At 67.7% G+C, this 26,809-nt stretch carries 26 protein-coding genes; 20 read left to right on the forward strand and 6 right to left on the reverse strand.

Features of this window, described 5'->3' with window-relative positions; genetic code table 11:
• The first annotated feature begins 84 nt into the window (after positions 1-84).
• The 4 genes from FS787_RS10450 (at position 85) to FS787_RS10465 (ending at position 6,752) form a co-directional block, all read left to right on the forward strand.
• Positions 85-1,821 carry an L-lactate permease gene (locus FS787_RS10450; protein WP_144672352.1) on the forward strand — a complete coding sequence of 579 codons (1,737 nt, stop codon included), beginning with the start codon at positions 85-87 and terminating at the stop codon, positions 1,819-1,821.
• Positions 1,821-4,646 (forward strand): FAD-binding and (Fe-S)-binding domain-containing protein, encoded by a 2,826-nt coding sequence (locus FS787_RS10455; protein ID WP_144672353.1) that lies wholly within the window; start codon positions 1,821-1,823, stop codon positions 4,644-4,646. Before FS787_RS10450 ends, FS787_RS10455 begins: the two co-directional genes overlap by 1 nt.
• A gap of 148 nt (positions 4,647-4,794) precedes the next feature.
• Positions 4,795-5,568 (forward strand): DeoR/GlpR family DNA-binding transcription regulator, encoded by a 774-nt coding sequence (locus FS787_RS10460; protein WP_144672354.1) that lies wholly within the window; start codon positions 4,795-4,797, stop codon positions 5,566-5,568.
• Positions 5,565-6,752: an MFS transporter gene (locus FS787_RS10465; protein WP_144672355.1), complete on the forward strand. Its 1,188-nt coding sequence runs from the start codon at positions 5,565-5,567 to the stop codon at positions 6,750-6,752. Before FS787_RS10460 ends, FS787_RS10465 begins: the two co-directional genes overlap by 4 nt.
• On the opposite strand, the gene FS787_RS10470 is transcribed toward FS787_RS10465, so the two are convergent.
• Positions 6,688-7,401, reverse strand: coding sequence for a phosphatase PAP2 family protein (locus FS787_RS10470; RefSeq protein ID WP_144672356.1), 714 nt, complete (start codon positions 7,399-7,401; stop codon positions 6,688-6,690). The two genes, FS787_RS10465 and FS787_RS10470, sit on opposite strands and share 65 nt — an antisense overlap.
• Positions 7,402-7,509: 108 nt before the next feature.
• Here FS787_RS10470 and FS787_RS10475 point away from each other — a divergent pair, with 108 nt between their 5' ends.
• The 8 genes from FS787_RS10475 (at position 7,510) to FS787_RS10510 (ending at position 17,300) form a co-directional block, all read left to right on the forward strand.
• A complete protein-coding gene (locus FS787_RS10475) occupies positions 7,510-9,006 on the forward strand; it encodes a bifunctional phosphatase PAP2/diacylglycerol kinase family protein (protein ID WP_144672357.1) in 1,497 nt (498 codons plus the stop codon).
• 132 nt (positions 9,007-9,138) lie between these two features.
• On the forward strand, positions 9,139-10,083 hold the full coding sequence (locus FS787_RS10480) for an ABC transporter ATP-binding protein (RefSeq protein WP_144672358.1): 945 nt from the start codon (positions 9,139-9,141) through the stop codon (positions 10,081-10,083).
• Positions 10,084-10,086: 3 nt separating this feature from the next.
• Positions 10,087-10,995 (forward strand): ABC transporter permease, encoded by a 909-nt coding sequence (locus FS787_RS10485; RefSeq protein ID WP_144672359.1) that lies wholly within the window; start codon positions 10,087-10,089, stop codon positions 10,993-10,995.
• A gap of 31 nt (positions 10,996-11,026) precedes the next feature.
• Complete coding sequence (locus tag FS787_RS10490) at positions 11,027-12,355, forward strand: sensor histidine kinase (protein WP_144672360.1); 1,329 nt, start codon at positions 11,027-11,029, stop codon at positions 12,353-12,355.
• A 14-nt stretch (positions 12,356-12,369) separates the two neighbouring features.
• Positions 12,370-13,125, forward strand: a complete 756-nt coding sequence (locus FS787_RS10495) for a response regulator transcription factor (RefSeq protein ID WP_144672361.1) — start codon at positions 12,370-12,372, stop codon at positions 13,123-13,125.
• Positions 13,126-13,387: 262 nt separating this feature from the next.
• Positions 13,388-14,836: an amino acid permease gene (locus tag FS787_RS10500; protein ID WP_144672362.1), complete on the forward strand. Its 1,449-nt coding sequence runs from the start codon at positions 13,388-13,390 to the stop codon at positions 14,834-14,836.
• Positions 14,837-15,031: 195 nt separating this feature from the next.
• The gene (locus FS787_RS10505; protein ID WP_144672363.1) at positions 15,032-15,943 is read left to right on the forward strand and encodes an intradiol ring-cleavage dioxygenase; all 912 of its coding nucleotides are present in this window, start codon (positions 15,032-15,034) and stop codon (positions 15,941-15,943) included.
• A 40-nt stretch (positions 15,944-15,983) separates the two neighbouring features.
• Positions 15,984-17,300, forward strand: coding sequence for a M18 family aminopeptidase (locus FS787_RS10510; protein ID WP_144672364.1), 1,317 nt, complete (start codon positions 15,984-15,986; stop codon positions 17,298-17,300).
• Positions 17,301-17,304: 4 nt separating this feature from the next.
• On the opposite strand, the gene FS787_RS10515 is transcribed toward FS787_RS10510, so the two are convergent.
• Positions 17,305-17,979, reverse strand: a complete 675-nt coding sequence (locus FS787_RS10515; RefSeq protein ID WP_260982498.1) for a DUF1345 domain-containing protein — start codon at positions 17,977-17,979, stop codon at positions 17,305-17,307.
• A gap of 241 nt (positions 17,980-18,220) precedes the next feature.
• On the opposite strand from FS787_RS10515, the gene rpsF reads away from it, so the two are divergent.
• From rpsF to rplI, 4 genes are all read left to right on the forward strand, one after another.
• Positions 18,221-18,526 carry a 30S ribosomal protein S6 gene (gene rpsF / locus FS787_RS10520; RefSeq protein ID WP_056428835.1) on the forward strand — a complete coding sequence of 102 codons (306 nt, stop codon included), beginning with the start codon at positions 18,221-18,223 and terminating at the stop codon, positions 18,524-18,526.
• Between the two features lie 51 nt (positions 18,527-18,577).
• Positions 18,578-19,168 (forward strand): single-stranded DNA-binding protein, encoded by a 591-nt coding sequence (locus FS787_RS10525; protein WP_144672365.1) that lies wholly within the window; start codon positions 18,578-18,580, stop codon positions 19,166-19,168.
• A 126-nt stretch (positions 19,169-19,294) separates the two neighbouring features.
• Positions 19,295-19,534, forward strand: coding sequence for a 30S ribosomal protein S18 (gene rpsR, locus FS787_RS10530; protein WP_003800144.1), 240 nt, complete (start codon positions 19,295-19,297; stop codon positions 19,532-19,534).
• Between the two features lie 17 nt (positions 19,535-19,551).
• A complete protein-coding gene (rplI, locus tag FS787_RS10535) occupies positions 19,552-20,004 on the forward strand; it encodes a 50S ribosomal protein L9 (protein WP_144672366.1) in 453 nt (150 codons plus the stop codon).
• Between the two features lie 103 nt (positions 20,005-20,107).
• Here the strand turns inward: rplI and FS787_RS10540 are convergent, their stop codons facing one another.
• Positions 20,108-20,542: a DUF1801 domain-containing protein gene (locus tag FS787_RS10540; protein WP_144672367.1), complete on the reverse strand. Its 435-nt coding sequence runs from the start codon at positions 20,540-20,542 to the stop codon at positions 20,108-20,110.
• Positions 20,543-20,607: 65 nt separating this feature from the next.
• Here FS787_RS10540 and FS787_RS10545 point away from each other — a divergent pair, with 65 nt between their 5' ends.
• The 3 genes from FS787_RS10545 to FS787_RS10555 all read left to right on the forward strand — a co-directional run bounded on the left by FS787_RS10545 (position 20,608) and on the right by FS787_RS10555 (position 22,684).
• Positions 20,608-21,468, forward strand: coding sequence for a PhzF family phenazine biosynthesis protein (locus FS787_RS10545; protein ID WP_144672368.1), 861 nt, complete (start codon positions 20,608-20,610; stop codon positions 21,466-21,468).
• 160 nt (positions 21,469-21,628) lie between these two features.
• Positions 21,629-22,255, forward strand: a complete 627-nt coding sequence (locus FS787_RS10550) for an FMN reductase (RefSeq protein ID WP_144672369.1) — start codon at positions 21,629-21,631, stop codon at positions 22,253-22,255.
• Positions 22,256-22,306: 51 nt separating this feature from the next.
• Entirely contained in the window at positions 22,307-22,684 is a 378-nt protein-coding gene (locus FS787_RS10555) for a zf-TFIIB domain-containing protein (RefSeq protein WP_144672370.1), read from the forward strand.
• Positions 22,685-22,726: 42 nt separating this feature from the next.
• Here the strand turns inward: FS787_RS10555 and FS787_RS10560 are convergent, their stop codons facing one another.
• Complete coding sequence (locus FS787_RS10560; protein WP_144672371.1) at positions 22,727-23,299, reverse strand: hypothetical protein; 573 nt, start codon at positions 23,297-23,299, stop codon at positions 22,727-22,729.
• Between the two features lie 4 nt (positions 23,300-23,303).
• A complete protein-coding gene (locus FS787_RS10565; RefSeq protein WP_144672372.1) occupies positions 23,304-23,720 on the reverse strand; it encodes a hypothetical protein in 417 nt (138 codons plus the stop codon).
• 659 nt (positions 23,721-24,379) lie between these two features.
• Here FS787_RS10565 and dnaB point away from each other — a divergent pair.
• Positions 24,380-25,762, forward strand: coding sequence for a replicative DNA helicase (dnaB, locus tag FS787_RS10570; protein WP_056428865.1), 1,383 nt, complete (start codon positions 24,380-24,382; stop codon positions 25,760-25,762).
• On the opposite strand, the gene FS787_RS10575 is transcribed toward dnaB, so the two are convergent.
• On the reverse strand, positions 25,759-26,745 hold the full coding sequence (locus tag FS787_RS10575; RefSeq protein ID WP_144672373.1) for an acyl-CoA thioesterase: 987 nt from the start codon (positions 26,743-26,745) through the stop codon (positions 25,759-25,761). The genes dnaB and FS787_RS10575 overlap by 4 nt on opposite strands.
• Positions 26,746-26,809: the final 64 nt, after the last annotated feature.

Raw genomic sequence — 26,809 nt, forward strand, 5'->3', positions numbered from 1 at the left:
AATTACGCCTTGACGATCATGTGTACTTGTAAGACAATCGAAGGGCGCCACGGAGTTGTGACGCCTAACACAATCTGGAGACACATGTTTCAGCAGATCCTCGACCCCATTGCCGGGTCCCTAGTGATTTCAGCCCTCTGCGCAGCGCTTCCCCTCGTCCTGCTGTTCGTCCTTTTGGGCGTTTTCAAGGTCAAGGCCCCCGTGGCCGCCCTCGCCAGCCTGGCTCTCTCGCTGGTCCTGGCCGTCGCCGGATGGCAGATGCCGGTGAACCAGGCTTTGAGCGCCACCGCGGCCGGCATCTTCTACGGACTGTTCCCGATCCTGTGGATCCTGGTCAACGCGTTGTGGATCTACCGGCTCACTGTGGCCACCCCGTGGTTTGAGGTGCTGGGACGGACCATCCGCTCCATCTCGAACGACCTGAGAATCCTGTCCATCCTGATCGCCTTCTGCTTCGGCGCGCTGCTGGAGTCCCTGGCCGGCTTTGGCGCACCGGTGGCGATCTCCGCCGCGATGCTGATGGCTGCCGGCATGAAACCGCTGAAGTCCGCCGTGGTCTCGCTGCTGGCCAACACCGCACCCGTGGCTTTCGGGGCGATGGCGGCGCCGATCATCGCCCTGAACGGTGTCACGGGCCTGCCGCTGCATGATCTCTCCTCCATGGCGGGACGCCAGACGCCCTTCATCGCCCTGATCGTGCCCCTGCTCCTGGTGTTCATCGTCGACGGGCGGCGCGGTGTGAAGCAGACCTGGCCCGTGGCCTTGGTGGCAGGTGTCGCCTTCGGCGCGGCCCAGTTTGTCACGTCCAACTACTTCGCTGTGGAACTCACTGACGTTGTCGCCGCCGTCGTCACGGTGGCTGCCGTGCTGCTGATGCTGAAGGTCTGGCAGCCGAAGGAAACCGTGGGGATGGAAGGCGCCGTCGAGGGCGCTCCGGAAGCGGAGCACGCCGCCGTCGCAGTTGCGGCCGTCTCCCGTGGCACCGGGTCCGACGCCGGAGCCACCGCCGGCACCGCCGCAGGATCCGACGCCGGACGCGCCGCGGGGACCACGGTGCCCACCGACAACTCCCGGCCCGAGCCCCGGCAGATCTGGATGGCGATCGCCCCCTACCTGATCATCATTGCGGTGTTCTCCGTGGCCCAGCTTCCGTTCGTCAAGACCTGGCTGGGCCAGGTCGGCAGCGTGACGTTCGCCTGGCCCGGCCTGGACATCACCGATTCGGCCGGCAAGCCGGTCGCGGCCACCAAGTTCAAGCTCGACCACCTCAAGGCGACCGGCACCCTGCTGCTGTTCTCCGGGCTGCTCACCATGGTGCTGTACAAGGTCAGCGCTTCGCAGGGCCTGCGGATCTACCGGGACACCCTGGTCCAGCTGCGCTGGACGATCGTCACCGTCACCGCCGTCCTGGGCCTGTCCTTCGTGATGAACCTCTCCGGCCAGACCACCACCCTGGGCTTCGCCCTCGCCTCCGCAGGCGGCTTCTTCGCCATCCTCTCGCCGCTGATCGGATGGATCGGTGTTGCCCTGACCGGCTCCGACACGTCCTCCAACTCCCTGTTCGGCCAGATGCAGGCCACGGCAGCGGAGCAGACCGGCCTGTCGCCGGTCCTGATGGCCGCCTCGAACTCCTCTGCCGGCGTGATGGGCAAGATGCTGTCGCTGCAGAACCTCGCCGTTGCCGCCGCCGCCGTCGGCCTGGACGGTGCGGAGGGGACGCTGTTCCGTAAGCTGATCGGCTGGAGCCTGGGCCTGCTGGCGCTCATCACCGTGCTGATCTACCTGCAGTCCACCCCCGTACTGGGCTGGATGGTTCCCTGATGGCTCCCCTGGACCTGGCAGCCCTCCGCTCGGCGGTGCACGAGCCCGCGCAGGTGAAGACCCGGGCCATCGACCTGCATGCGAACGCCCATGATGCCTCGCATTTCCTGCTGATCCCGCAGGCCGTCGTCACGGCCGGGAACGCCGCGGAGGTCGGCGGACTGCTGCGCGCCAGCGCCGCCCAGGGAGTCCCGCTGACCTTCCGCTCCGGCGGGACCAGTCTGAGCGGTCAGGCGGTCACCGACGGCGTGCTGGTGGACGTCCGCCGCAACTTCAGGGATATCGAGGTGCTCGACGACGGCGCACGGGTCCGCGTCCAGCCCGGCGTCACCGTGCGGGCGCTTAACGCGAGACTTACCCGCTACGGCCGGAAGTTCGGCCCCGATCCGGCGAGCGAGGCTGCGTGCACGATCGGCGGCGTCGTTGCCAACAACTCCTCCGGCATGAACTGCGGCACCGTGGACAACACCTACCGCACCCTGGAGTCGCTCACCGTGGTCCTGCCCTCCGGGACAGTCATCGACACCGGGGCGGCGGACGCCGACCAGAAGCTCCGCGCCCTCGAGCCGGAGCTCTACGAAGGACTGGCCCGGCTGGCCGAGCGGGTCCGGACCAACGCGGACTCCGCGGACAGGATCCGGCAGCAGTTTTCCATGAAGAACACCATGGGTTACGGGCTGAACGCCCTCCTGGACTTCCGGACCCCGGTGGACATCATGGCCCACCTGATCGTCGGCAGCGAAGGCACGCTGGGCTTCGTGGCCGAGGCAGTATTCCGCACCATCCCGCGGCTCCAGCACGCGGCAGCAGGCCTGCTGGTGTTCCCCGACCTGGAGGCCGCCAACGCGGCCCTGCCCGCCCTCGTCGGAACCGGAGCCGCCACGATTGAGCTGATGGATGCCCTGTCGCTGAAGGTGGGCCAGACACTCAAGGGAACGCCCGCCGTCGTGCAGGACCTGACGGTCCGGGACCACGCCGCCCTGCTGGTGGAATACTCCGCCGCCAGCGCCGGGCACCTGGCGGAACTCCAGGGCCACGGCGAGGGGATCCTCCCGGACCTGGGGCTGTCCGCCCCGGCCCGGTTCACCGGCGACGCCCGGGAACGGGGCCAGCTCTGGCAGCTGCGCAAGGGCCTCTATGCCTCCGTGGCCGGGGCAAGGCCCCAAGGCACCACCGCGCTGCTGGAAGACATCGTGGTGCCGGTGCCGGTGCTGGGCCGCACCTGCCGGGAACTGATCCGGCTCTTCGACAAATACAACTACAGCAACAGCGTGATCTTCGGCCATGCCAAGGACGGCAACGTCCACTTCATGCTCACCGACGGCTTCGCCACCGAGGCCGAGCTGGACCGCTACAGCGCCTTCACGGAAGACATGGTGGACCTCGTCCTGGCCGAGGGGGGATCCTTGAAGGCCGAGCACGGGACCGGGCGCGTCATGGCCCCCTACGTCCGCCGGCAGTACGGCGATGAGCTCTACGACGTCATGCGCAGCATCAAGCGGCTCTTCGACCCGGCCGCAATGCTCAACCCGGGTGTCCTGATGGACGAGGACCCGCTCGCGCACCTGCGGCACATCAAGACGGCGCCGCCTGTGGCCGAGGAAGTGGACCGGTGCGTCTCCTGCGGCTACTGCGAGCCGGTGTGCCCCAGCAAGGACATCACCCTCACGCCGCGGCAGCGGATCGTCACGCTGCGCGCCATCGAATCGGCCAGGCTGGCCGGGGACACGGCGCTGGTCAGGGAACTGGAAAAGGACTACGAATACGAGTCCGTGGACACCTGCGCCGTGGACGGGATGTGCCAGACCGCCTGCCCGGTGGACATCAACACCGGATCGCTCGTGAAGCGCCTGCGCAAGGCCGACGCCGGTCCGGTCGCCAACGGGGCGTGGAAGGCGGCCGCCAGGCACTGGGAAGGCGTCACCCGGGGCGCTTCGCTGGCGCTGACGGTGGTCGACAAGCTCCCGGCAGCCGTCATCGCCCCGCCCAACAAGGCCGCGCGCGCAGTGCTCGGAGCAGACACCGTGCCGCTGTATTCCGCCGAGCTGCCCGGCGGCGGTTCCGTGCGGAAGCGTCCGACGCCGGCGGGCGCGGTTGACGCTGTCTATTTCCCGGCCTGCGTCGGCACCATGTTCGGACCTGCCGGGGCAGGTCAGGGCGCCGGGGGACACGGCGTCCAGTACAGCTTCGAACAGCTCTGCGCCCGGGCCGGGCTCACGCTCCTGGTCCCGGATGGCATCGACGGCCTGTGCTGCGGCACCCCCTGGTCCTCCAAGGGCATGGCCGCCGGCCAGGACACGATGCGGGAGAAGACCCTGGCCGCCCTCCGGGAGGCAACCCGGGACGGCGAGCTTCCGATCGTCTGCGACGCGTCCTCCTGCACCGAGGGCCTGCGCCAGGCCGTCGAGTCGGACGCGCCCGCGGCCGGGCAGCGTGCCCTGCGCATGGTGGACGCCGTGGACTTCGCTGCCGAACGGATCCTGCCCCGGCTCCCCGCCCACGCGAAGCTGGAGTCGCTGGCCCTCCACCCCACCTGCTCCTCCACCCGGCTGGGCCTCAATGACGCCCTCGATGCCGTCGCCGGGGCCGTGGCCGACCGGGTCGAGGTCCCGGAAAACTGGGGCTGCTGCGCGTTCGCGGGCGACCGGGGCATGCTGCACCCGGAACTGACGGCGTCGGCCACGGCGAAACAGGCCGCGGAAGTGGCGGACATGGGCGCTGCCGCACACGCCTCGTGCAACCGGACGTGCGAACTGGGCATGACGCGGGCCACGGGCGCCCAGTACCGCCACGTGCTGGAGCTGCTGGAGGAAGTCACCCGGTAGACAGGACGCTCCCTCACGTCCTGCAACGTGAGGGAGCGTCGGGCTGGCGGCCGACGTCGGACGTCTCTTCGACGGCGGCGTCAGACCTTCCGCAGCCCACGTTTACGCAACAAATGATTAAATGATCACGCTGCCTTAGCATTTGTACATGAACACTGACGAGCGGCACCGCCGCATCGGCGAGCTGCTGCGGCACCGGGAGCACGTGAGCGTCGACGAGCTGATGGCCGAATGTGGCGCCTCGGGTGCCACAATCCGGCGCGACCTGGACGTGCTGGAGGTCCACGGGGTTCTCCGCCGGGTCCACGGCGGCGCCCGGAGCCTCGTGCTGCGCGGGGAAAACCCCGAATACGGCCAGCGCGAACTCGAGGACCACGCCGCCAAGGTACGGATTGGAGCCGGCGTCGCCGTCTTGCTGAAGGACCGCAGCCACGTCTGGCTGGACAGCGGCACCACGGCCACCGAAGTGGCCCGGCAGCTGCAGCAGCGGGAAATGACCCTGATGCCGATGTCGTTGCAGGCGGTCAATGCCGTGGCCGACGGCGGGCCGGGGGCCGGCCGGCGCCCCGACCTGCTGTTGCCCGGCGGACGCCTCGTCCCCGGCGAGCTGTCCTTCCGCGGGCCCATGACGGAGGCCAATATCCGCTCGCTGCGGTTCGACACGGCCGTTGTGACGCCCTGCGCGTTGAATCTCCAGGACGGGCTGCTGGCCCACGACCTCGAGGACGCCGCGGTAAAACGCGCCGGGGTGGAATCCGCGGGCAGGGTGATCGTCGCCTGCTCCGGAACCAAATGGAACGCCAGCGCCATGGCGGTCGTCGCATCCCTCGATGCGGTGGACGTCCTGGTCACGGACAGGCAACTGAGTCCCGAAGAACTTGCCCGGCTCACCCAACACTCGGTGGAAGTAGTGATCGTATGACCAAGACGGCAACCCGTCCGCAGCTCAACGCCGCCGCCGCGGCGACCTTCCTCATTTTCGGGATCAACGGCCTGGTGTTCGCCAGTTGGGCGGCCCGGATCCCCGCTGTGACGGACATCCTGCATATTTCCTCGGGGCAGATGGGAACCCTGCTGCTGTGTGTCGCGGCGGGCTCCCTGATCGCCCTGCCCACCGCCGGCCACGTTGTGGGCCGCATCGGCACGGCAAATGCCGTCCGTGCCGCGGGCCTTGTGGCCGCCGCGGCCGGCGTCGGAGTGGCCCTGGCGCTACTGGCGGAGTCTGTCCCGGGAACCGCCGTCGCACTGTTCTTCTTCGGCATGGGCATCGGGCTCTGGGACGTCTCCCAGAACATCGAAGGCGCCGACGTCGAACACCAACTCGGGCGCACCATCATGCCGCAGTTCCATGCCGCCTTTAGTGGCGGCGCGTTCCTGGGCGCGCTGATCGGAGCGGGGCTCGCGGGGCTCGGGATCGGGCTCCCGGCACACCTGCTGGTGATCGCCGCCCTCGTCGCCGCGCTGACGCTATTTGCGCCGCGCTACTTCCTGCCGCACACTCCGGCGCCCGCGCCCGCCGCCGGTGAAACGCGGGAACCCAAGGGCCGCTCGGCCTGGCGGGACGGACGAACCCTGCTGATCGGTGTGGTGGTGCTGGGCGCGACGCTCACCGAGGGCGCCGGCAACGACTGGATCGCCAAAGCCGCCGTGGACGGCCTGGACGCCTCGGAGTCCACCGGTGCCCTGCTGTTCGCCGCTTTTGTCCTGGCCATGACAGCCGTGCGCTTTTTCGGCGGCCGCGCGATCGACGCCTACGGCCGGGTGATTGTGTTGCGCGCCAGCATGGCCGCCGCCGCCGCAGGGCTGGGACTGTTCGTGGTGGCAGGCAACCTCTGGCTGGCCACCGCCGGCGCGGTGCTCTGGGGAGCGGGAGCCGCCCTTGCGTTCCCGATGGGTATGTCCGCCGCGGCCGACGATCCAAAGTACGCTGCCGCCCGCGTGTCCGTGGTGTCCACGATCGGGTACGTTGCGTTCCTGGCCGGCCCGCCGCTGCTGGGCTACCTCGGAGACCTGATCGGCATCCGGCTGGCGCTGCTGGCCATCATGATTCCGATTCTAGGTGCGCTGCTGCTCGCCGGCGCCGCGAAGCCCTTGCGCGCCACGTAAGCAGGCGGCGGGCGTCTCCATTCTCCTGGATGCATATGTTTTGGCTGAACAGCCAGAACAGGAGCACCACCGGGACCGCCAGGCATACGCTTCCCACGGTGTCCACGAGCCAGTGCGCGGACAAATAGGTGCGGCTGACCATCATGGCCAGCACGCCGAACGCCGCGATCACCCAGACCCAGGCGCGCCCCACCAGGAGGGCGACCACCATGAGTAAGGCCGCTGTGCTGGCGACGTGACCGGAGGGGAATGAGCCCGTGTCGGTCAGGACAATCGTGTTGTCCGGCCGGTCCCGCGAGATACCGGCCTTGAGGATCTGGGTGAAAATCAGGACGGCGATGCCGGCGGCCGCGGCGAAGACAGCTGTCTGCGGGCGTCTCCTCAGCAGCAGTGCCACGACCAGCAGCGCATGGAGCACCAGGACACCCCGGTAACCGGCCAGGTTGAGGAAGGCGTTGATTCCGTCCCAGAACGGGCTGCGGAGGGCGGCGATCCCGCGGGCCCAGCCTTCGTCCGCGCCCTGGAAGGGCGGCAACCGCACTTCCGCCACGAGCAGTCCGCCGAGGACCACACCGAGGGTGAGCAGGGCCGTGCAGGCCGCCAGCACGCGGCCCGTGGACAATCGCTGAGGATCCAGCACTCGGGTCATTGCCCCATCCTAGCCAACCGGGTGCCCCTGCCCGCCGGAGGCTGCTGCCGTAGGAATCTCCGGGCCGCCTGACAGCGCGGCAGCCCGCGACGGCAGTAGGGTGATCGCATGCGAAGCATGTTGCGGAAGGCGCCGGGGCGGTTCAAGAAGATCGACCGGAAACTGGTGGGCGCCGTGTCCGGCCTCCCCGGCGGCGGTCACGACGATTTCTTCCGACGGCTGTCCGCCGCGGCGAACAAGGGCAAGCTCTGGATCGGCATTGCCGCCGTGATGGCGCTCTTCCCGGGACGGACGCGCCGGGCCGCCGTCCACGGGCTGCTGGCACAGGCCGTCGCCTCCGCGGTCACGAACGTGGGTTTCAAGACCCTGCTGCCGCGGGCCCGGCCGCTGCCGGAGCACCTTCCGGCGTTCAGATTCGTCCATCCCCAACCAACCAGCTCCTCCATGCCCTCGGGCCATTCCGCCTCCGCCGTGGCCTTCGCCGTCGGTGCCGGACTGGTGCGGCCCGCCCTTGGCGCCGCGTTGGCCCCGCTCGCGGCCGGCGTCGCCTACTCGCGGGTCCACACCGGCGCCCACTGGCCTTCGGATGTGTTCTTCGGATCGGCAATCGGCGCAGGTGCCGCCATGGTGACCCGCAAGTGGTGGCCCGTCCGGCCGCCATTCCCCGAGGTCCGGCGCAGCACGGTTGCAGCTGCGAAACTGCCGGACGGCGAAGGCCTCGGCATCGCGGTCAACACGCTGGGCGGCGCCTATGCGGAAGAGACCGCAGCAGCCCTGCAGAAAGTATTCCCCAAGGCGTATATAAAGGAGATCTCCCCGGACGAGGACGTCGCGGAGGAGATCTCCCGGGTCGCCGGCCGCCCCGGGGTTGTGGCGCTGGGCGTCTGGGGCGGGGACGGAACCGTTGGCACGGCGGCAGCGACCGCCGTCGAACATTCCCTCCCGCTCCTGGTTCTTCCGGGCGGGACACTGAACCATTTCGCCCGGGACGCCGGCACCCCCACGCTCGCGGCCGCCGTCGAGGCCGCGTCCCGCGGCGAAGCGGCGCGGGCGGACCTTGGCCTGGTGGCCGTGGAACGCGGACTTCCGGACGGTCCCGAAATGCTCCATCTGGCCATGCTCAACACGGCAAGCATCGGCCTCTACCCGAACCTGGTGCGCCGGCGCGAACTGCTGCAGCCCGCGCTCGGCAAACCCGTGGCCGGCGTCGTTGCGATGTTGCGGACCTTTGCCGCCGGAACACCCACCACTCTGGTGGTCGACGGGGTGCGGCACAAACTCTGGATCCTGTACGTGGGGCGCGGACGGTACTACCCCCGCGACCATGCCCCGCTGGTGCGCCCGGTCCTGGATGACGGCGTCTTCGACCTTAGGCTGATCACCGCGGATGAATCCTTTGCCAGGCTCCGGTTGCTGTGGTCCGTGCTGACAGGAACCGTCGCCACGTCCCGGATCACCCACCTGAGCGAAACCAGCAGCATCCGGGTGGAACCGGGGGACACCAGCATGGTCCTGGCGGTGGACGGCGAGGTCATGCCGGGCGTCCGCGGCGTTGAGTTTTCGGTCCTGCCACGCGCCCTGACGTACTACTCACCGGCATCCTGACTGCCGGCGCCGTCATCCTCCCGGACTACCCTGATTCGACCCTGAATCATCCCTGAGACCGGCGAAATCGGTCCCTCGCCTCGGTAGCGTGGTGTGTACACACCCCCTACTGCTAGGTAAAGGAACGCTTCCATGATCGAAGCACGAGGCCTGACCAAGGTTTACGGCGAAAAGACCGCCGTGGCCGGGATCAACTTCACCGTCGAAGCCGGCCGGGTCACCGGCTTCCTGGGCCCGAACGGTGCCGGCAAATCCACCACCATGCGCATGATCATGGGACTCGACCGGCCGACGTCGGGCTCCGTCACCGTCAACGGCGTGCCCTTCGACCGGCACCACGCTCCGCTGCGCGATGTCGGCGCCCTGCTGGACGCCAAAGCTGTCCACACCAGCCGCTCGGCCTACAACCACCTCCTGGCCATGGCCGCTACTCACAGCATCCCCAAGAAGCGGGTGCACGAAGTCATTGAAATGACGGGACTGGCCGATGTGGCCAAGAAGAAGGTCGGCGGCTTCTCGCTGGGCATGGGACAGCGGCTGGGGATCGCCGCGGCGCTGCTGGGGGACCCGCAGACCGTCATCCTGGACGAGCCCGTCAACGGCCTGGACCCGGAGGGCGTTGTCTGGGTCCGCAACTTGGTCAAGTACCTGGCCTCCGAGGGCCGCACCGTGTTCCTCTCCAGCCACTTGATGAGTGAAATGGCCGTCACCGCGGACCATCTGATTGTGATCGGACGCGGCAAGATCATCGCCGATGCCCCCATCCAGGACATCATCAACGGCAAGGGCCGGATCCGCACCCGCGTCCGCACCGATCAGCCGGACCAGCTGATGCAGCTGCTCGCGGGGGAGGGCGTCTCCGTGGAACTGCAGGACAACGAACTGCTCGAGGTCACGGGCCTGGATCCGCGCCGGATTGCCCGCGCGGCCCTCGACAGCCACGTCATGATCTACGAACTCACCCCGTTGCAGGCCAGCCTCGAGGAGGCCTACATGGAGCTGACCAAGGATGAAGTCGAATACCACTCGCTGATCACCACGGGCGACAACGCCCCCGTCCCGTCCGGAGGCAACTGAGCCATGAGTTCCACCACTTTCGAACCGACCCCGCCAAGCCGCGGCGAGAACTTCGGCACGGCAGGCAACACGGCCGGCAGCCGGGCGGGCGACAGCCTCAGCACCGGTCCGGGCCCCAGCTTCCCCCGGGTGCTGAACTCGGAATTCATCAAGTTCCGCACGCTTCTGTCCACGCTGATCCTGCTGGGCTGCACCGTCCTGGTGGTTGTGGGCTTCGGTGCCCTCTCCGCCTGGGGCACGGGGCAGTTTGCCGAGGCCGCCACCAGCGACCCGGAAGCGGCCGCCGCCTTCGCCGCCCAGGGCGGGGACCTCGCCGTCGGCGTCCCCACCTCGGGCATCGCGTTTGCCCAGCTGATCCTGGGCTCGCTCGGGGTGCTGCTGATGAGCTCCGAATTCACCACAGGCATGGCCCGCTCCACCTTCGCGGCCGTCCCCAAGCGGCTTCCGGCGTTCGCCGCCAAGCTGCTGGTGGTCATGGTGACGGCGTTCGTCCTCACCGCCGCCTCCGTATACCTGGCCGGCCTCGTGTCCCTGCCGATCCTGGACAACTACAACCTCAACCTGGACCTCTCCAGTTCACAGTCGGTAAAGATGCTGCTCGTCAACAGCCTCTACGTCGCCGCCGTCGCCGCCATCGGCATGGCCCTGGGTGCGATCATCCGCAACTCCGCCGGCGGCATCATGAGCCTTGTCGGGCTGTTCTTTGTGGCCCCGATTGCCTTCCAGCTGATCCCGGGCGACTTCTTCGTCGAGGCCCGCAAGTACCTGCCCGGCAACACGGTCGAACCGATGATCGCCGTGGAGCACCTCCCGGACACCCTGGAAGCCTGGCAGGCCGCCCTGGTGCTGGGCGCCTGGGTGGTCATCCCGGTGGTCCTGGCCGCTGTGCTGCTCAAAAAGCGGGACGTGTAGTCCGCTCGTGCGCACCGTCTAGGCTCAGAGCATGATCGATGCAGTTCCAGTGAGGGACGCGCCGGCCGGCCAGGCTGACGCGTCCTTCGCTGAAATCACCGCCCGGCGCCGCGGCCGGGTCCGGCGCTACCTGTTCCAGCATCCGCGCGCCATGGACGCAGTTGTCGTGGCCTGCTACCTGCTGCTTGTCACGCCGACAGCGGTGGAATCGGTGCTCGACGGCGTCTGGCCCGTGGCGCTGCTGCTCGCGGCGGGCGCGGCGGCGCTGTTGTTCCGGCGGAGCCACCCTGTGGCAGTGGTGGCTGTGGTGGCGCTGCTTGAGGTGGGCGTGACGCTGCTCCACCCCTGGGGCTCCAACGTCTCCGCCGGGCTGTGGTTTGCGCTGTACTCGGTGGCGGTGGTGCGCAGCCGGCGTTTCGCCCTCGGGACCCTGGCCGCGGCCACGGCGCCGCTGGTGTTCCTGTACTTCCTGCTGGCGGTTGGTCCGCTGGATGGCCGGTTGCCGGACATGGGGGTCAGCACGCCGGAGAACTTCCAGCTGATTACCAGTATCGCGGCAGCCGTGAGCATCACCCTCTCCAATGTCATTGCCACCGGGATCGGCGTCTCGGTCCGGCAGCGGCGCGAGCATGAGCACGAGATTGCCGCATGGGCAGCGAGGACCGCGCGGCTCGCGTCGGTCACGGAACGCAACCGGATCGCCCGCGAGATGCACGACATCGTGGCGCATTCGCTGACGGTCATGATCAGTCTGTCGGACGGGGCCGCCGTCGTGGTCAAAAGGAACCCGGCGCAGGCCGCGGCGGTCCTCGGGGAACTCTCCCGCACCGGCCGCGCGGCGCTGGCGGACATGCGGCGCGTCCTCGGCCTGCTGCGCGACGACGCGGGCCCCGCGCGGGCGCCCCGGGAGCCGCTCGCCGCCGGGGACAACCTGGGCAAGCTGCTTGAAGGCTTCCGCACCGCGGGACTGCCGCTGCACTACACGCACACCGGGCCGTCCCTGCCGGACGACGCCGCGTTCCGGCTGACCGTGTACCGGATTGTGCAGGAGTCCCTGACGAATGTGCTGCGCTACGGCCGTTCCCTGGGCCGGGTGGACGTGGCGGTTGTCCGCGACGGCTCCACAGTCACCATCGACGTCGTCGACGACGGCGGGGGCTCCGTCGATTCCGGCGGCTCCGCCGCGGGGCCGCCGCAGTGGGGTTCCTCCGGGCCGGTGGGTACCGGGCAGGGCCTCGCCGGCATGCTGGAGCGGGCCCGGATCTACGCCGGCACTGTGCAGGCAGGACGGAGCGGGGACCGCGGCTGGCGTGTGCATGCTGTCCTGCACTGGAACGGCGACGAAAGCAAGGCCACATGAGTCAAGGGGAACCGATGAGTACCGGACCGATCCGCGTCCTGCTGGTGGATGACCAGCCGCTTCTGAGGATGGGCTTCCGCCTGATCCTGGACGGAGAAGATGACCTGAGCATTGTGGGCGAGGCGTCCGACGGCGCCGAAGCGGTGCGCCAGGTCCGGGACCTCGCGCCCGACGTCGTGCTGATGGACGTGCGGATGCCGGTGCTGGACGGGATCGGGGCCACGCAGGCCATCGCCGCCTCCGGCGCCCGCGCAAAGGTCATCATCCTGACCACGTTCGACCTCGACGAATACGCATTTGCGGGGCTCCGGGCTGGAGCCTCCGCCTTCCTGCTCAAAGACGTGGCGCCCGCCGAACTGATCAGCGCCGTCAGGGTGGTGGCGAGCGGCGACGCGGTGGTGGCGCCGCGCGTCACGCAGCGGCTGCTGGAAACCTACGTCCGGGGCCGCGGGCCGGGCGGTGCATCCGGCGGCGCCTCTGGCGATGGCGCTGGTGCCGGCGGCGCCGCTGGGCAAGAATCCCCCGCCGGGGGCCGGTCTGCCAGGGACCCGCTGCTGGAGGACCTGACCCCGCGCGAAGCCGAGATGCTCGGAGCGATGGCTGAAGGGCTCTCCAACGCCGAAATTGCGCACCGGTATTTCCTCTCGGAAGCCACCGTGAAGACGCACGTGCGCCGGATCCTCAACAAGCTGCACCTGCGCGACCGGGTCCAGGCCGTGGTGTATGCCTACGAGACGGGCCTGGTGGTGCCCAGCAATCCGGACTACTGAGGCAGCGGCCGAGGGCGCAGCTTCCGGCGGTGGAGCCTGAAGCAGTGGTTTCAAACACATTTCTGAATTGCCCGTGAGGCAACTTTCATTGCCTCACGGGCCCTGTTCTTGGCACTGTGCCCGTCCCGGCCGTCCGTCATTTGTGGGATTGCACAGAACGAGGGATTCCCCGTCCGGTCTAGTGTGAAACGTCAATGTGGTCCGTCGCACAAGTTTCAGTGATCCACCGCGGACCCGCACAATCCACGAAGGACGGCGCTTCATGCAGGCTGACCAACAGCTATCCAAATCCCTGAAACCCCGGCATCTGTCCATGATCGCCATCGCCGGCGTGATTGGCGCCGGGCTGTTCGTCGGCTCCGGCGCGGCGATCCAGCAGGCGGGCCCCGGGATTCTGGTCGCCTACTCGGCGGCGGGGCTCGTCGTCATTCTGGTCATGCGGATGCTGGGTGAAATGGCTGCGGCCAACCCGGAAACAGGCTCCTTCTCCACGTACGCGGACAAGGCGCTGGGCCGCTGGGCAGGATTCAGCATCGGGTGGCTGTACGCCTGGTTCTGGATCATCGTTCTGGGTATCGAGGCCACGGCGGGTGCGGCGATTATGCACCGCTGGGTCCCGGGGATCGACCAGTGGGTCTGGGCGCTGCTGCTGATGGTGGTCCTGACCCTGACCAACCTGGGTTCGGTGAAGTCCTTCGGTGAGTTCGAGTTCTGGTTCGCCTCCATCAAGGTCGCGGCGATCGTGCTGTTCCTGCTCTTCGGCGTCGCGGCAATCCTGGGCTTCATCCCGGGAGTCCCCGCCCCCGGCGTGAGCAACCTGCTGGAAAACGGCGGCTTTATGCCCAACGGACCCGGTGCCGTGCTGGCGGGCATCCTCGTTGTTGTCTTCTCGTTCTTTGGCGCTGAGATCGCCACCATCGCCGCCGGCGAGTCGGAAAACCCCGTCGACGCGGTCAAGAAGGCCGTCAAGTCCACCGTCTGGCGCATCCTCGTGTTCTACATCGGCTCCATCGCGATTGTGGTCACCCTCCTGCCATGGAACTCCGCCTCCGTGGCCAAGAGCCCGTACGTTGCCGTGATCGAGCTGTACGGCATCCCCGGCGCCGGCACCATCATGGACATCGTGGTGCTGACCTCCGTGCTGTCGTGCCTGAACTCCGGCCTGTACACCGCCAGCCGGATGCTGTTCTCGCTCTCCCGCCGCGGCGACGCGCCGCAGTCCTGGATGCGGATCTCCAAGCGTGGCGTCCCGGCCGCCGCCGTCCTGGCCTCCACCGTGGTGGGCTTCATCACCGTTGGCCTGAACTACATCGCCCCGGACACAGTGTTCCTGTTCCTGGTCAACACTTCAGGCGCGATTGCCCTGTTCGTGTGGCTCGTAATCGCCGGCTCGCAGCTGATCCTGCGCCGCCGGATGGGCGCCTCGGCCAAGGATCTGCAGCTCAAGATGTGGCTCTTCCCCTACCTGACCTGGGTGGCCATCCTGAGCATCATCGCGCTGCTGATCGGCATGGTCTTCCTGGAGTCCACCCGCGAATCACTGCTGCTCTCCCTGGCCCTCGCCGCCGTTGTGGTCGGGATCGGCCTGTGGCGCTACCGCAAGCAGGGCTCGAAGACCCCGGCCGCGGGCAGCGACGGAGCCGGCGCCGGCAAGTCCGGGGCCAGCGAGACGGCCGAAGACGTCACCGTGGGCGCCGGCCCGGCGTCGTAGCACCGGTCGTAGCACCGCGGGACATGCCCAGTCCGGGGGCGCTGCAGTGGACATACTGCCACTATGTCCACTCGGCGCGGCCCAGGGAGGGCATGTCCCGGGGCCGCCAGGCGCGGGGACTGCTCCGGCTCCGGCCACAGCACGCGCACAGGAAGGGCCTAGCCAGGGCATAGAGCTCCGGGGTTGCATGGACGCATGACCACTACCCCGCAGCCCCAGCATGAACCACACCCCAACCACGACCGCGGCCTGGAATTCGACCTCTCCACGCTCCTGAGCCGCCGCTCGCTGGGCATGTTCCTCGGCGCCGGAGCGGCCGCGGCCCTGGCGGCGTGCACCCCGGGCGGCTCATCCGCTGCCGCGGGAGCGACGGCCACGTCCGCGCCGACACCGGCGGCCTCCGGCACCGCGGTGGCCACGGGCACGCCCTCCGCCGCTGCCTCCGCTTCGCCAACGCTGACCCGCGCGATCGCCGAGTGCGGCGTGGAAATCCCAGAGGAGACCGCCGGGCCGTATCCCGGCGACGGCTCCAACGGCCCGAACGTCCTGGCCGCCTCGGGCGTGGTCCGGAAGGACATCACCTCCAGCTTTGGCACCTCCAGCACCAGGGCCGACGGCGTGCCGCTCACCGTCACGCTGACCCTGCTCGACAACGCCAACGGCTGTGCACCCCTTGGCGGGGCCGCCGTCTACGCCTGGCACTGCGACAAGGAGGGCAGATACTCCATGTACGACGCCGGACTGACGAACGAAAACTTCCTGCGCGGCGTGCAGGAGGCCGACGCCAACGGCCAGGTGACTTTCCAGACGATCTTCCCCGGCGCCTACAGCGGCCGCTGGCCGCACATCCACTTCGAAGTCTTCGAGTCCATGGACAACGCAACGGCGGCCGGGCAGGTCCTCGCCGTGTCCCAGATCGCCCTGACCGACGCCGCCTGCAAGGAGGTCTATGCCTCGGCCGGTTACGAATCCAGCGCCCGGAACTTCCCCCGGACCACGCTGACGTCGGACAACGTCTTCGGCGACGACGGCGGCATCTACCAGCTCGCCACAATGACGGGATCGGTGTCCGGCGGATATACGGCCGGGCTCAACGTCACCGTCTAGGCACCCGGCGGGCCAACGGCACGGCGCTAGACTCGGAGCCATGCCTTCACAGTCCAACGCCGCTGCCCACATCCAGGACCTCGGCGCATACGTTGCCGCGTCGCCGTCGAGCTTCCATGCCGTCCACGAGGCCGCCCGCCGGCTTGACGAAGCAGGATTCACCGCCCTTGACGAGCTCCAGCCCTGGGACGCGGCCCCCGGCGGCGGCGCAGGGAAGTCCTACATCATCCGCGACGGCGCGATCATCGCCTGGGTGACGCCGGAGACGGCCGGTCCCACCACCGGGTTCAACATCTTGGGTGCGCACACCGATTCGCCGTCCTTCAAGCTCAAGCCCAAACCCACCACGGGCAAGTTCGGGTGGCTGCAGGCCGGCGTCGAGGTCTACGGCGGTCCCCTGCTCAACTCCTGGCTGGACCGCGAACTGCAGCTCGCCGGGCGCCTGGTGATGCGGGACGGCACCCAGCACCTCACCGCCACGGGGCCGTTGCTGCGGTTCCCTCAGCTGGCCATCCATTTGGACCGCGCCGTGAACGAGGGGCTGGTCCTGGACAAGCAGCAACACATGAACCCGGTCTACGGGCTGGGCGACCCGGCGGGTGAGGACCTCCTGGGCCTGCTGGCGGACCGCGTTTCGGGCGCGGAGGTGGACGCGGCGCAGATCGGCGGCTACGACATCGTTATCGCGGACACCCAGGCCCCCGCCGTGTTCGGCGCGAAGGGCGAGTTCTTCGCCTCCGGACGGCTGGACAATCTTTCGGCCACCCACGCCGGGCTCGCGGCGCTGATCGCGCACGCGAACGCGCCGCTGCCGGCCGGGGCGTCGATTGCCGTGCTGGCCGCGTTCGACCATGAGGAGATCGGCTCCGCCTCCCGGTCCGGCGCGAGCGGGCCCATCCTTGAGGACGTGCTGGTGCGCATTTCCGACGGCTTGGGCGCCTCGGCGAGCCAGCGGCGGCAGGCCTTCGCGGCGTCGTTCTGTGTGTCCGCCGACGCCGGGCATGCCGTCCACCCGAACTACGCCGAGCGGCATGATCCGGCGAACCGGCCGGCCCTGAACGGCGGCCCGCTGCTGAAGATCAACGCCAACCAGCGCTACGCCACGGACGCCACCGGCGCCGCCCTCTGGGCGGGGCTGTGCGCGGACGCCGGCATCCCGTTTCAGGAGTTCGTCTCGAACAACGTCATGCCGTGCGGCTCCACGATCGGGCCGTTGACGGCGACGCGCCTCGGCATCCGGACGGTCGACGTCGGGGTGCCCCTGCTCTCGATGCACTCCGCCCGCGAGCTCTGCGGCGTGGAGGACCCCTACCGGCTCGCGATGGTGACGGAGCTGTTCTTCCGGACGGCGGCGTAGGCGCTTAGAACGCCAGGCTGATCACCAGGCTGATCGTCGCCGCCAGGATGACGGTCCCAAAGAGGTAGGAAAGCAGGCTGTGCTTGAGCGCTTCCGCGCGGATGCCCTGGTGCTGCAGGGCGGTGTCCGAGACCTGGTAGGTCATGCCGAGGCTCGTGGCGAGGTAGGCGAAGTCGGTGTACTGCGGGGGCCGTTCCTGATTGAAATCGATGCCGCCCACAGCCGTCCCGGCTTTCCCGCCCGTGCCGTAGTACAACTCGGCGTACCGCAGCGTAAACAGCGTCTGCACCAGCATCCACGACAGGGCGACCGAGGCCAGCGCCAATAGCCCCCCGCCGAAGCGGGACCCGCCGCCGCTGGCATGGGTATCGACGACGACGGCGGCCACGGCGCCGAGGCTGGCGACGTTGGCCGCCAGGATCAGCAGGTCTGTTGTGCCGCGGGACGGGTCCTCCGCCGTGGCGTGCGCCTGGGTTTCGGCAGGGTTGAAGCGGCCGATCGCCAGCCAGACCCAAGCGACGTAGGTCAGGGCGGCGACGCCCCAGCCCACGGCGGGAGCGGCTACCCAGTACCCGGCAAAGGCCGTGACCGCGGCCGCGGCGGCCCCCGCGGTGAGCATCACCGCAAAACGCAGCCTGCTGCGGCGCACGGGCCGGGCGGGCGGGGATCCGGTGGTCATTCCCCGATCATGGCACAGCGTTGTCCACATATAAGCCGGCGCGGCTTCCGGAACCCTGCCGCCGGCGCCTACGCTGGGCAGGCGTGGAATCGCGGAATACGGCCCCGATGCACTAAGCTATTGAAGTCTGTGCTGCGCCCTGCCCCCGTTCCCGGGGGCGATGCGGGCACACGGCACCGCAAATGAACCTCCTGTTACGGAAATGCCGTAACCGCTTAGCCCAAAGGAGGTGGGTTCACATATGCGTCCTTACGAATTGATGGTAATCATCGACCCCGAGGTCGAAGAGCGTACCGTTGAGCCAACGCTTCAGAAGTTCCTGAACGTCATCACGACCGATGGTGGAACCATCGAAAAGGTTGACATCTGGGGCCGTCGTCGCCTGGCTTACGAAATCCAGAAGAAGTCTGAAGGTATCTACGCCGTGGTGAACTTCACCGCTGAGCCGGCTACCGCCAAGGAACTTGATCGCCAGCTGAGCCTCAATGAGACCATCATGCGCACCAAGATCACCCGCCCCGAAGAGCAGAAGGTTGTTGCTGAGTAATCAGCCCACCCTCAATCTTTACCCCCGCAGGAACGAACAAGGAGGCAGTAGATGGCAGGCGAGACCACTATTACGGTCATCGGTAATCTCACCAATGACCCCGAGCTGAGGTTCACGCCGTCAGGCTCGGCAGTAGCGAATTTCACCATCGCTTCTACTCCCCGCACCTTCGACCGCCAGTCCAATGAGTGGAAGGACGGGGAAACCCTGTTCCTCCGCGCGTCGGTATGGCGTGAAGCCGCCGAGAACGTCGCCGAATCCCTGACCAAGGGCATGCGCGTGATCGTTTCCGGCCGGTTGAAGAGCCGTTCCTACGAAACCAAAGAAGGCGAGAAGCGCACCGTTATCGAGCTTGAGGTCGATGAAATCGGCCCCAGCCTGCGCTACGCCAACGCCAAGGTCAACCGCACCCAGCGCTCCGGCGGTGGGGGCGCCGGCAACGGCGCCCAGGGTGGCTTCGGCGGCGGCAACAGCGGCGGCGGCTTCGGTGGCGGCTCTGGTGGAAACCAGGGCGGCAACCAGGGTGGAACCTGGGGCGGCAACCAGCCCGCACAGCAGCAGGATGACCCCTGGGCCACGCCCGGTGTCAGCAATGCAGGCGGCGGCTGGGGCAACGGCCCGGATTCCGAACCTCCCTTCTAAACAACATCTAAGGTCCGACGACGACACCCGCCGGAACGCCGCAAGGCGGACGGGCGCTGACCGGCGTCGGATCACCACCATCCCGTGGATCAATGTCCACGGGCTCCATCGAATAGGAGCTCCACGATGGCTAAGGCTGAACTCCGTAAGCCCAAACCAAAGTCCAACCCCTTGAAGGCCGCTGACATCACTGTCATCGACTACAAGGACGTAGCATTGCTGCGCAAGTTCATCTCCGACCGCGGAAAGATCCGCGCCCGTCGCGTCACTGGCGTCACGGTGCAGGAACAGCGCAAGATCGCCCAGGCAATCAAGAACGCCCGCGAAGTTGCTCTGCTGCCTTACTCCGGCGCTGGCCGCGGCTAAGGAAGGGATTAACTAACATGGCAAAGCTCATTCTGACCCACGAAGTAACCGGTCTCGGTGCTGCAGGCGATGTTGTTGAGGTCAAGGACGGTTACGCACGTAACTACCTGCTGCCCCGCAACTTCGCTCTGACCTGGTCCAAGGGTGGCGAGAAGCAGGTTGAGTCCATCAAGGCTGCCCGCGCCGCCCGCGAGCACGCTTCCCTGGAAGACGCTCAGAAGCAGGCCGCTGCACTCTCCGCCAAGCCGGTCAAGCTCGTTGTCAAGGCTGGCGAGACCGGACGCCTGTTCGGCACCGTCAAGCAGGGCGACGTGGCCGACGCTGTTGAGGCCGCTGGCCTTGGCCGCATCGACAAGCGCAAGGTGGAACTGCCGACGCACATCAAGTCGGTTGGTTCCTACCAGGCCAACGTCCGTCTGCACGACGACGTTGCCGCTGTGATTGATCTGGACGTAGTCGCAGGCAAGTAGCCTTCACGGCTCTGCAGTCCTGAACTGCTGGAAGGCCCCCGCCGTCGGATTCCCCTGAGGAACCGGACGCGGGGGCCTTCTGCGTTAAGCCTGACGGGAGTGCTCAGCCGTGGTGCAGGACCGTCCTGACATAGCGGTACCCCTCCCGGACCAGCTCGGCGAGCACCGCCTCGTCGACGTCGTCAAGCTTCGTGATGTAGAGGCAGCCCGCGCCGGTCTTGTGCTTCCCCAGCCGGCCCAGGAGCTCCGCCGCCTCGGGTCCGTAAATCAGCCCGTACAGCGACAGACTGGCCTTCCGCGGCGAGAAGCCGACGGCGGGGGCATCCCCTTCGCGCCCGGTCTCGTATTTGTAGTGGTACTCGCCGAAGCCCACTATCGTCGGGCCCCACATCTGTGCCGGCTGCCCCGTGATTCCGGACATCAGGTCCAGCAGCCGGAGGCCGTCCTCCCTGCGCACGGGATGCTCGACGGCGGCGAGGAACTCGTCGACGGACGCGCCGGTTGCTACGGTCTTGTTTTCAGTCTTGTTCGCGGCCATGGGGGCAGTCTGGCAGACCGGGGCACGCTTGTCAGCCGCAACGGCGTCGGTGATAGCCTGCTCCGGTGACCCCGAACCCTGCACCCGAGCCCCGCCTGCGTCCCTTCGTGCAGGCGGACGTTTTCTCCGCCGAGCCGTACCGGGGCAATCCGCTGGCCGTCGTCGTCGACGCCGAGGGACTCCCGGCTGACGTCATGCAGCAGTTTGCCAACTGGACCAACCTTTCCGAGACCACGTTCCTGCTGCCGCCCACGGACCCCGCGGCCGATTACCGGGTCCGGATCTTCACCGGCAGCGAGGAATTCCCCTTTGCCGGCCATCCCACCTTGGGCTCGGCGCACGCCTGGCTGGAGGCCGGCGGCATCCCCCGGCAGGACGGCGTGCTGGTCCAGGAGTGCGGTGCCGGGCTGGTCAGGGTCAAGCGCGACGGCGGCCGGCTTGCCTTCGCGGCGCCGCCGCTGACCCGTTCGGGACCCGTGTCCGAGGCGGAGCTCGCCCGGGTGGCCGCCGGCCTGGGCATGCCGCGGGAGGCGCTCCTGGACGCGTCCTGGCTGGTCAACGGACCGAACTGGATCGGAGTGCTGCTGGAGTCGGCGGAGGCGGTGCTTTCCGTCAGGCCCGACTACGCGGCCATGGGCGGGCTCAAGGTCGGCGTGATCGGTCCCCATCCCGCCGGAGCCGGGATCGGCTTCGAAGTGCGGACCTTCATCCCGGGCGACGCCGCGGCGGAAGACCCCGTCACCGGCAGCTTCAACGCCGGCGCGGCCCAGTGGCTGATCCGCAGCGGCCGGGCCCCGGAATCCTATGTCGCGGCGCAGGGAACGGTGCTGGGCCGGGCGGGGCGGATCCATATCGACGCGGTGGGGGACGACATCTGGGTCGGAGGCAGTTCGGTGAGCTGTATCGAAGGCTTTGTCCTGCTCTGACCCCCGGATGCCCTATCCCTTGTTGTGGTCATTCCGGCGGCAGAGGGACCAAAAGTGATAGCGCAACGGCGGGAATAAACGGCGCCGGGCCCGGCTTCTACAGGTAGATGCAAACGCATGCATCAGGGCTCAGGCCCCCGCCTCACATCAGGAGCACTCCGTGGAAACCCGCCGTATCACCGTTCTTTCCGCCGGACTCGGCGTCCCGTCGTCGAGCCGTCTGCTGGCGGACCAGCTGGCAGCCTCTGCGGAGCGCCAGCTCGCCGCGGCCGGCTACGCCGTCCGCATCGAGACAGTGGAACTGCGGGACCTGGCGGTGGACATCGCGAACAACTTTGTGACCGGCTATGCGGCGCCGACGCTGGCCGGCGTGATCGCCGGAGTCGAGGCCTCGGACGGCATCATTGCGGTCACCCCCGTTTTCAGCGCCTCCTACAGCGGACTCTTCAAATCGTTCATCGATGTCCTGGACCCCAAATCGCTGGAGGGGAAGGCCGTGCTGCTCGGCGCCACTGCGGGCACGGACCGGCACCAGATGGTCCTGGACTTTGCCATGCGCCCCCTGTTCACGTACCTCCGCACCCGGACCGCCAACACCGCAGTCTTTGCCGGTCCGCAGGACTGGGGCAACAACGACGACGGCGGCTCGGCCCTCTCCACGCGGATCGAGCGGGCGGCGGGGGAGTTCGCCAGCCTGCTGCAGGGCGCGCAGCCGCAGCAAAAACCGGCGGTCCTGGAGTCGCTGCCGTTCGAACAGTTGCTCGCCGGCATTTCCGGCCGGCCCTGACCTCGCCGGCCGGCGGCGAACCATTATGCACGCCCGGTCGTTGTGCGGGACATGAAATGTCCCGTGGATTCAATTGACCTGATCATGAGCGAACGCAGTGGCGTCGAGATCGATTACTGCCCCCAGTGCCGCGGCGTCTGGCTGGACCGGGGGGAGCTGGACAAGATCCTGGACCGCGCTGCGGAGACCATGGGCCCGGGCGTCGCGGCGCCCCCGGCGCCGATGCCGCCGACGACGCCCGGCCACATCCCGCCACCGCTCTACAACCTGGATCCGCGCAGGGATGACCGCCGCCCGGATGACCGCCGCTACGATGACCGACGGTACGACGAGCGCCGGGACCGCCCGCGCTACGACCAGCCGCGCTATGACGACCGCCGCCGTCCGAAGAAGAAGGAAGGCTGGCTCGGGGAACTGTTCGACTTCTAAGCCCCCGCGGGGCCGGTTCTGCCTGCGGGTCAGTCCTGTGGCTCAGTCCTCGAGCAGGGCGATGAATTCCCGGGCCTGTTTGATGGAAATGTCCGAATGGCGGGTGAGGGTCTCGGCCGCCGCTTCGGTGTCCCCGCTTCTGGCGAGCGTGCGGATCCTGCCGTAGATCTCATCGTTGAGCATGTTGCTGCTGACCTCCCGCGTCACATCGCCCTTGCTGGCGATCGCCCGGTAGCGGTACGCGAACCGCTGCGGCGCATCGTCGTCGTCCTCAGCGGGTGCCGGCTCGGCGGTCTCGGGCCGGAAGGGCTGCGGATGGGCCGCCAGGGCACCCACGGCGTCACGGGAGGCCCTCAAGCCGTCGCCCGTGGCCTCCAAGTACAGTTTGATGGCGGCCATGGCCTGCCCCTGGGCGATCAGGGCGTACAGGCGCCGGTGCTGTTCCTGATTGAGCTTCGCCGCAGAGGTCCGCGCAAGCTCCACTGGATCCTTGCCCGGCTGAGGGGCGGTTTCCGGCGGGGTCCGGGAGCCGCGGTGGCCGAGGGCGCGGGCGGCAACGAGGACGCCGGCACCGACGAGCACCAGAATAAGGAGGGGGACAAGCAGGGATTCCATGAAGCTACAGCCGATCTACAAAATTCTTGGCGGTCAAAAGATCTGAATGGGTTGCCTGCCGCAGCAGTTTGATGGCCTGGAGCTTCTTGCCGTTCCGGGCCAGCGACTGGAGTTGCAGGGCAAGCTGGGGATTGAGCTGGCCTCCCGGCAGAACGGGGCCCTGGTAGCGCGCGTGGTCTGCCTGCTGTGACTGCTGCTGTTCGTTCTGGCTGGGCCGGGTGACGGCATCCACGCGGGCGCGGGCGGCGGTGGCCGCCTGGACCTGGGCGGCGTAATGGGCCTGGGAACGGGCAGCCAGTTCGTGCTGGTAGCGTTCCGCATCGGACATGCCGAAGTCGCGCGGCCGGAGGGCCGTGGTAAATGCCCAAAGGACCGCCGCCAGGATAAGGGCAGGCAGTATGACCAGCAATACATCGCCCATGTGAAGAGCTTATGCCAGATCGCGGTTATCCACAGCACATTCTGCGATAGGCATGGATGTGGGCGGCCGGGCGCCGCGCTTCGCCGCCCGCACCACCCCTCGGCGGTATGGTCCATGAGGACCATCACTTAATGTGCATATTTCCGGTGAGGTGTGGCCTCATATGCCACCCGCTATCCCCAGCCGCTTCACATGGTCTGTGGATGAGTGTTGCTGAAAATTCTTTTGTGTCCACACGATGAAAGCAGTGTTTCCGCAGGTCAGAGCCTGATTGCGGCTGCAAGAATCTTTCTATCCACAGCTGTTCACACAGGCTGTGCACAAGCAGGGGGCAGTAGTGCACAGCTTATCCACAGGGGTGGCGGCCAGTCGGGTTGGTGACAGCCGGATCGGGCGATACCGTTGCTGGATATCGACCTTGGATACCGAAATCCGGTGCCGGCTGCACGACTTGTTCCTTCTCAGCGGCCACTTTCAGGCCCGGACCCGGGCTGTGGAAAACCGGCAGCGCCGGAGGGCGGCAAAAGTGTCGGAGTCGGCTGATAGTACTTAACCGTCGGGCCCACACCGGCGTCGACGCTGCCGGGCACCAAGGCCCGGAGGACACCCGTCGCCGGCGCACGAATATTCGCCGCGGCACACAATGGAGGACGGCAGTTTTGTCAGTTACGCATCTGGACTCAGTCGAGGGCACCCGGGGAGCCGAGGGCAGCCGCAAGCCGCCGCAGGACATTCCCGCCGAACAGTCCGTCCTGGGCGGCATGATGCTGTCCAAGGACGCCATTGCCGACGTCGTCGAGATCCTAAGGGGCGTCGACTTCTACCGTCCTGCGCACGAGACGATCTACGAAGCCATCATCGACCTCTATGGCCGCGGCGAACCTGCCGACGCCGTGACCGTGTCGGATGAACTGACCAAGCGGGGCGAGATCAACCGGGTTGGCGGCCCCGCCTACCTTCACGAGCTCATCCAGACCGTTCCCACGGCCGCCAACGCCGGCTACTACGCCGAAATCGTGGGTGAACGGGCGGTGCTGCGCCGCCTTGTCAATGCCGGCACCAAGATCGTCCAGCTCGGCTACGGCCAGGACGGCGAGGTTGAAGACCTGGTCAACCAGGCCCAGGCGGAGATTTATGCCGTGGCGGAACGCCGCACCGCAGAGGACTACGTCGTCCTCAAGGACGTGATGGAGTCCACCGTGGACGAGATCGAAGCGTCCGGCCACCGCGAGGAGGGAATGACGGGCGTTCCCACCGGCTTCTACGAACTGGATGAGCTCACCCACGGCCTGCACCCCGGCCAGATGATCGTCATCGCAGCGCGCCCCGCCGTCGGTAAGTCCACCTTCGCCCTCGACTTCGCGCGCTCCGCGGCCATCAAGAACAACCTCGCCACCGTGATGTTCTCACTCGAAATGGGCCGGAACGAGATCGCGATGCGCCTGCTGTCCGCCGAGGCCACGATCGGCCTGCAGGACCTGCGCAAGGGCACCATCAAGGACGAGCAGTGGTCCAAGATCGCCACCACAATGGGCCGGATGAATGAGGCACCGCTCTTCATCGACGACAGCCCCAACATGTCCCTGATGGAAATCCGGGCCAAGTGCCGCCGCCTGAAGCAGCAGCATGACCTCAAGCTCGTCATCCTGGACTACCTCCAGCTGATGAGCTCCGGCAAGAAGGTGGAGTCCCGCCAGCAGGAAGTCTCCGAGTTCTCCCGAGCCCTGAAGCTTCTGGCCAAGGAACTGCAGGTCCCCGTCATTGCCCTGTCGCAGCTGAACCGTGGCTCCGAGCAGCGCCAGGACAAACGGCCCATGGTCTCGGACCTGCGTGAATCCGGTTCCATCGAGCAGGACGCCGACATGGTCATCCTGCTCCACCGCGAGGACGTTTACGACAAGGAATCGCCGCGTGCCGGCGAGGCCGACATCCTGATCGCCAAGCACCGCAACGGTCCCACCAAGGACATTGTGGTCGCCTTCCAGGGCCACTACTCGCGGTTCGCCAACATGGCAGCCGACGCCGGGGGCGGCGGCTTCTAGCTGTCCTGGCCAGGTGCCGCCGGCCGCAGCAGGTGGTTGGGGAGCCGGTTACCCGGTGCCCGGCCCCGGATCTCCAGCAGTTCGCGGGCGTGGGCGTGGAGCCGCGTGTCCTCCTCGGACACCGGAACCCATTGCGGGACCGGGACGGACGTGCCGTGCTCGTCGCGGGCCACCATGACGGTGAGGCAGTAGGTGGTGAGCTCCAGCTCGCGTCCCTTCGGATCCCCCGAGCGGACATGGACCGCGATGTGCATGCCCTTGGTCCCGGTGTAGACCAGGCGCGCTTCCACCTCCACCACGTGGCCGATCAGAAGCGGCCGGTAGAAGCGCACTCCGCCGGAAAAGACCGCCACGGTGTCCATCCCGCAGTACCGAGAGGCGCAGACGTAGGCCGCTTCGTCGATCCATTTCATGACGATGCCGCCGTGCACCTTGCCGCCCCAGTTCACATCCGTGGGTGCGGCCACAAAGCGCAGGACCACGTTCTCGGCGGTCCCGGCGTCGGTGTATTCCTGTCCGCTCATCGCCTGGACGATGTCCTCGCGGACTTTGATCCGCGCCAGCGCATGGTCGCGCTGTTCGATTTCGTCCGGCGTCACCGGGTCAAAGTGGGGCACCGGAGCCGGTTTGCCGTCCTCGCCCACGGCTACGAAGATCACCATGCACTGGCTGCGCATCGTGGCCGGGCCGCCCTTTGGATCGCCCGAGGACACCACGGTGCGGATATGCATGGAGGACCGGCCCGTGTAGACAATCGTTGCTTCGACTTCGACCATGTCCCCGCTGTTGACCGGATCCGCGAAGTGGATGTTCCCCACATACGCCGTCACGCAATAGGACTTGGCCCAGCCCACCGCCGCGGCGTAGGCCGCTTTGTCCACCCATTCAAGGACCGTGCCGGCATCGACCGAACCGCTGTGGCCGACGTCGGTGGGTGCGGCGAGGAAGCGCAGGGTCACGGAGTTGGCGGCGTTGTCACTCATGGTGAGAGTTTACTGATCGGCCGGGTTTGCGGCGCGGGCGGAGACACAAACGGGCACCGGAGCG

Source organism: Arthrobacter sp. U41 (genome assembly GCF_007679325.1).
Classification (GTDB): Bacteria; Actinomycetota; Actinomycetes; order Actinomycetales; family Micrococcaceae; genus Arthrobacter.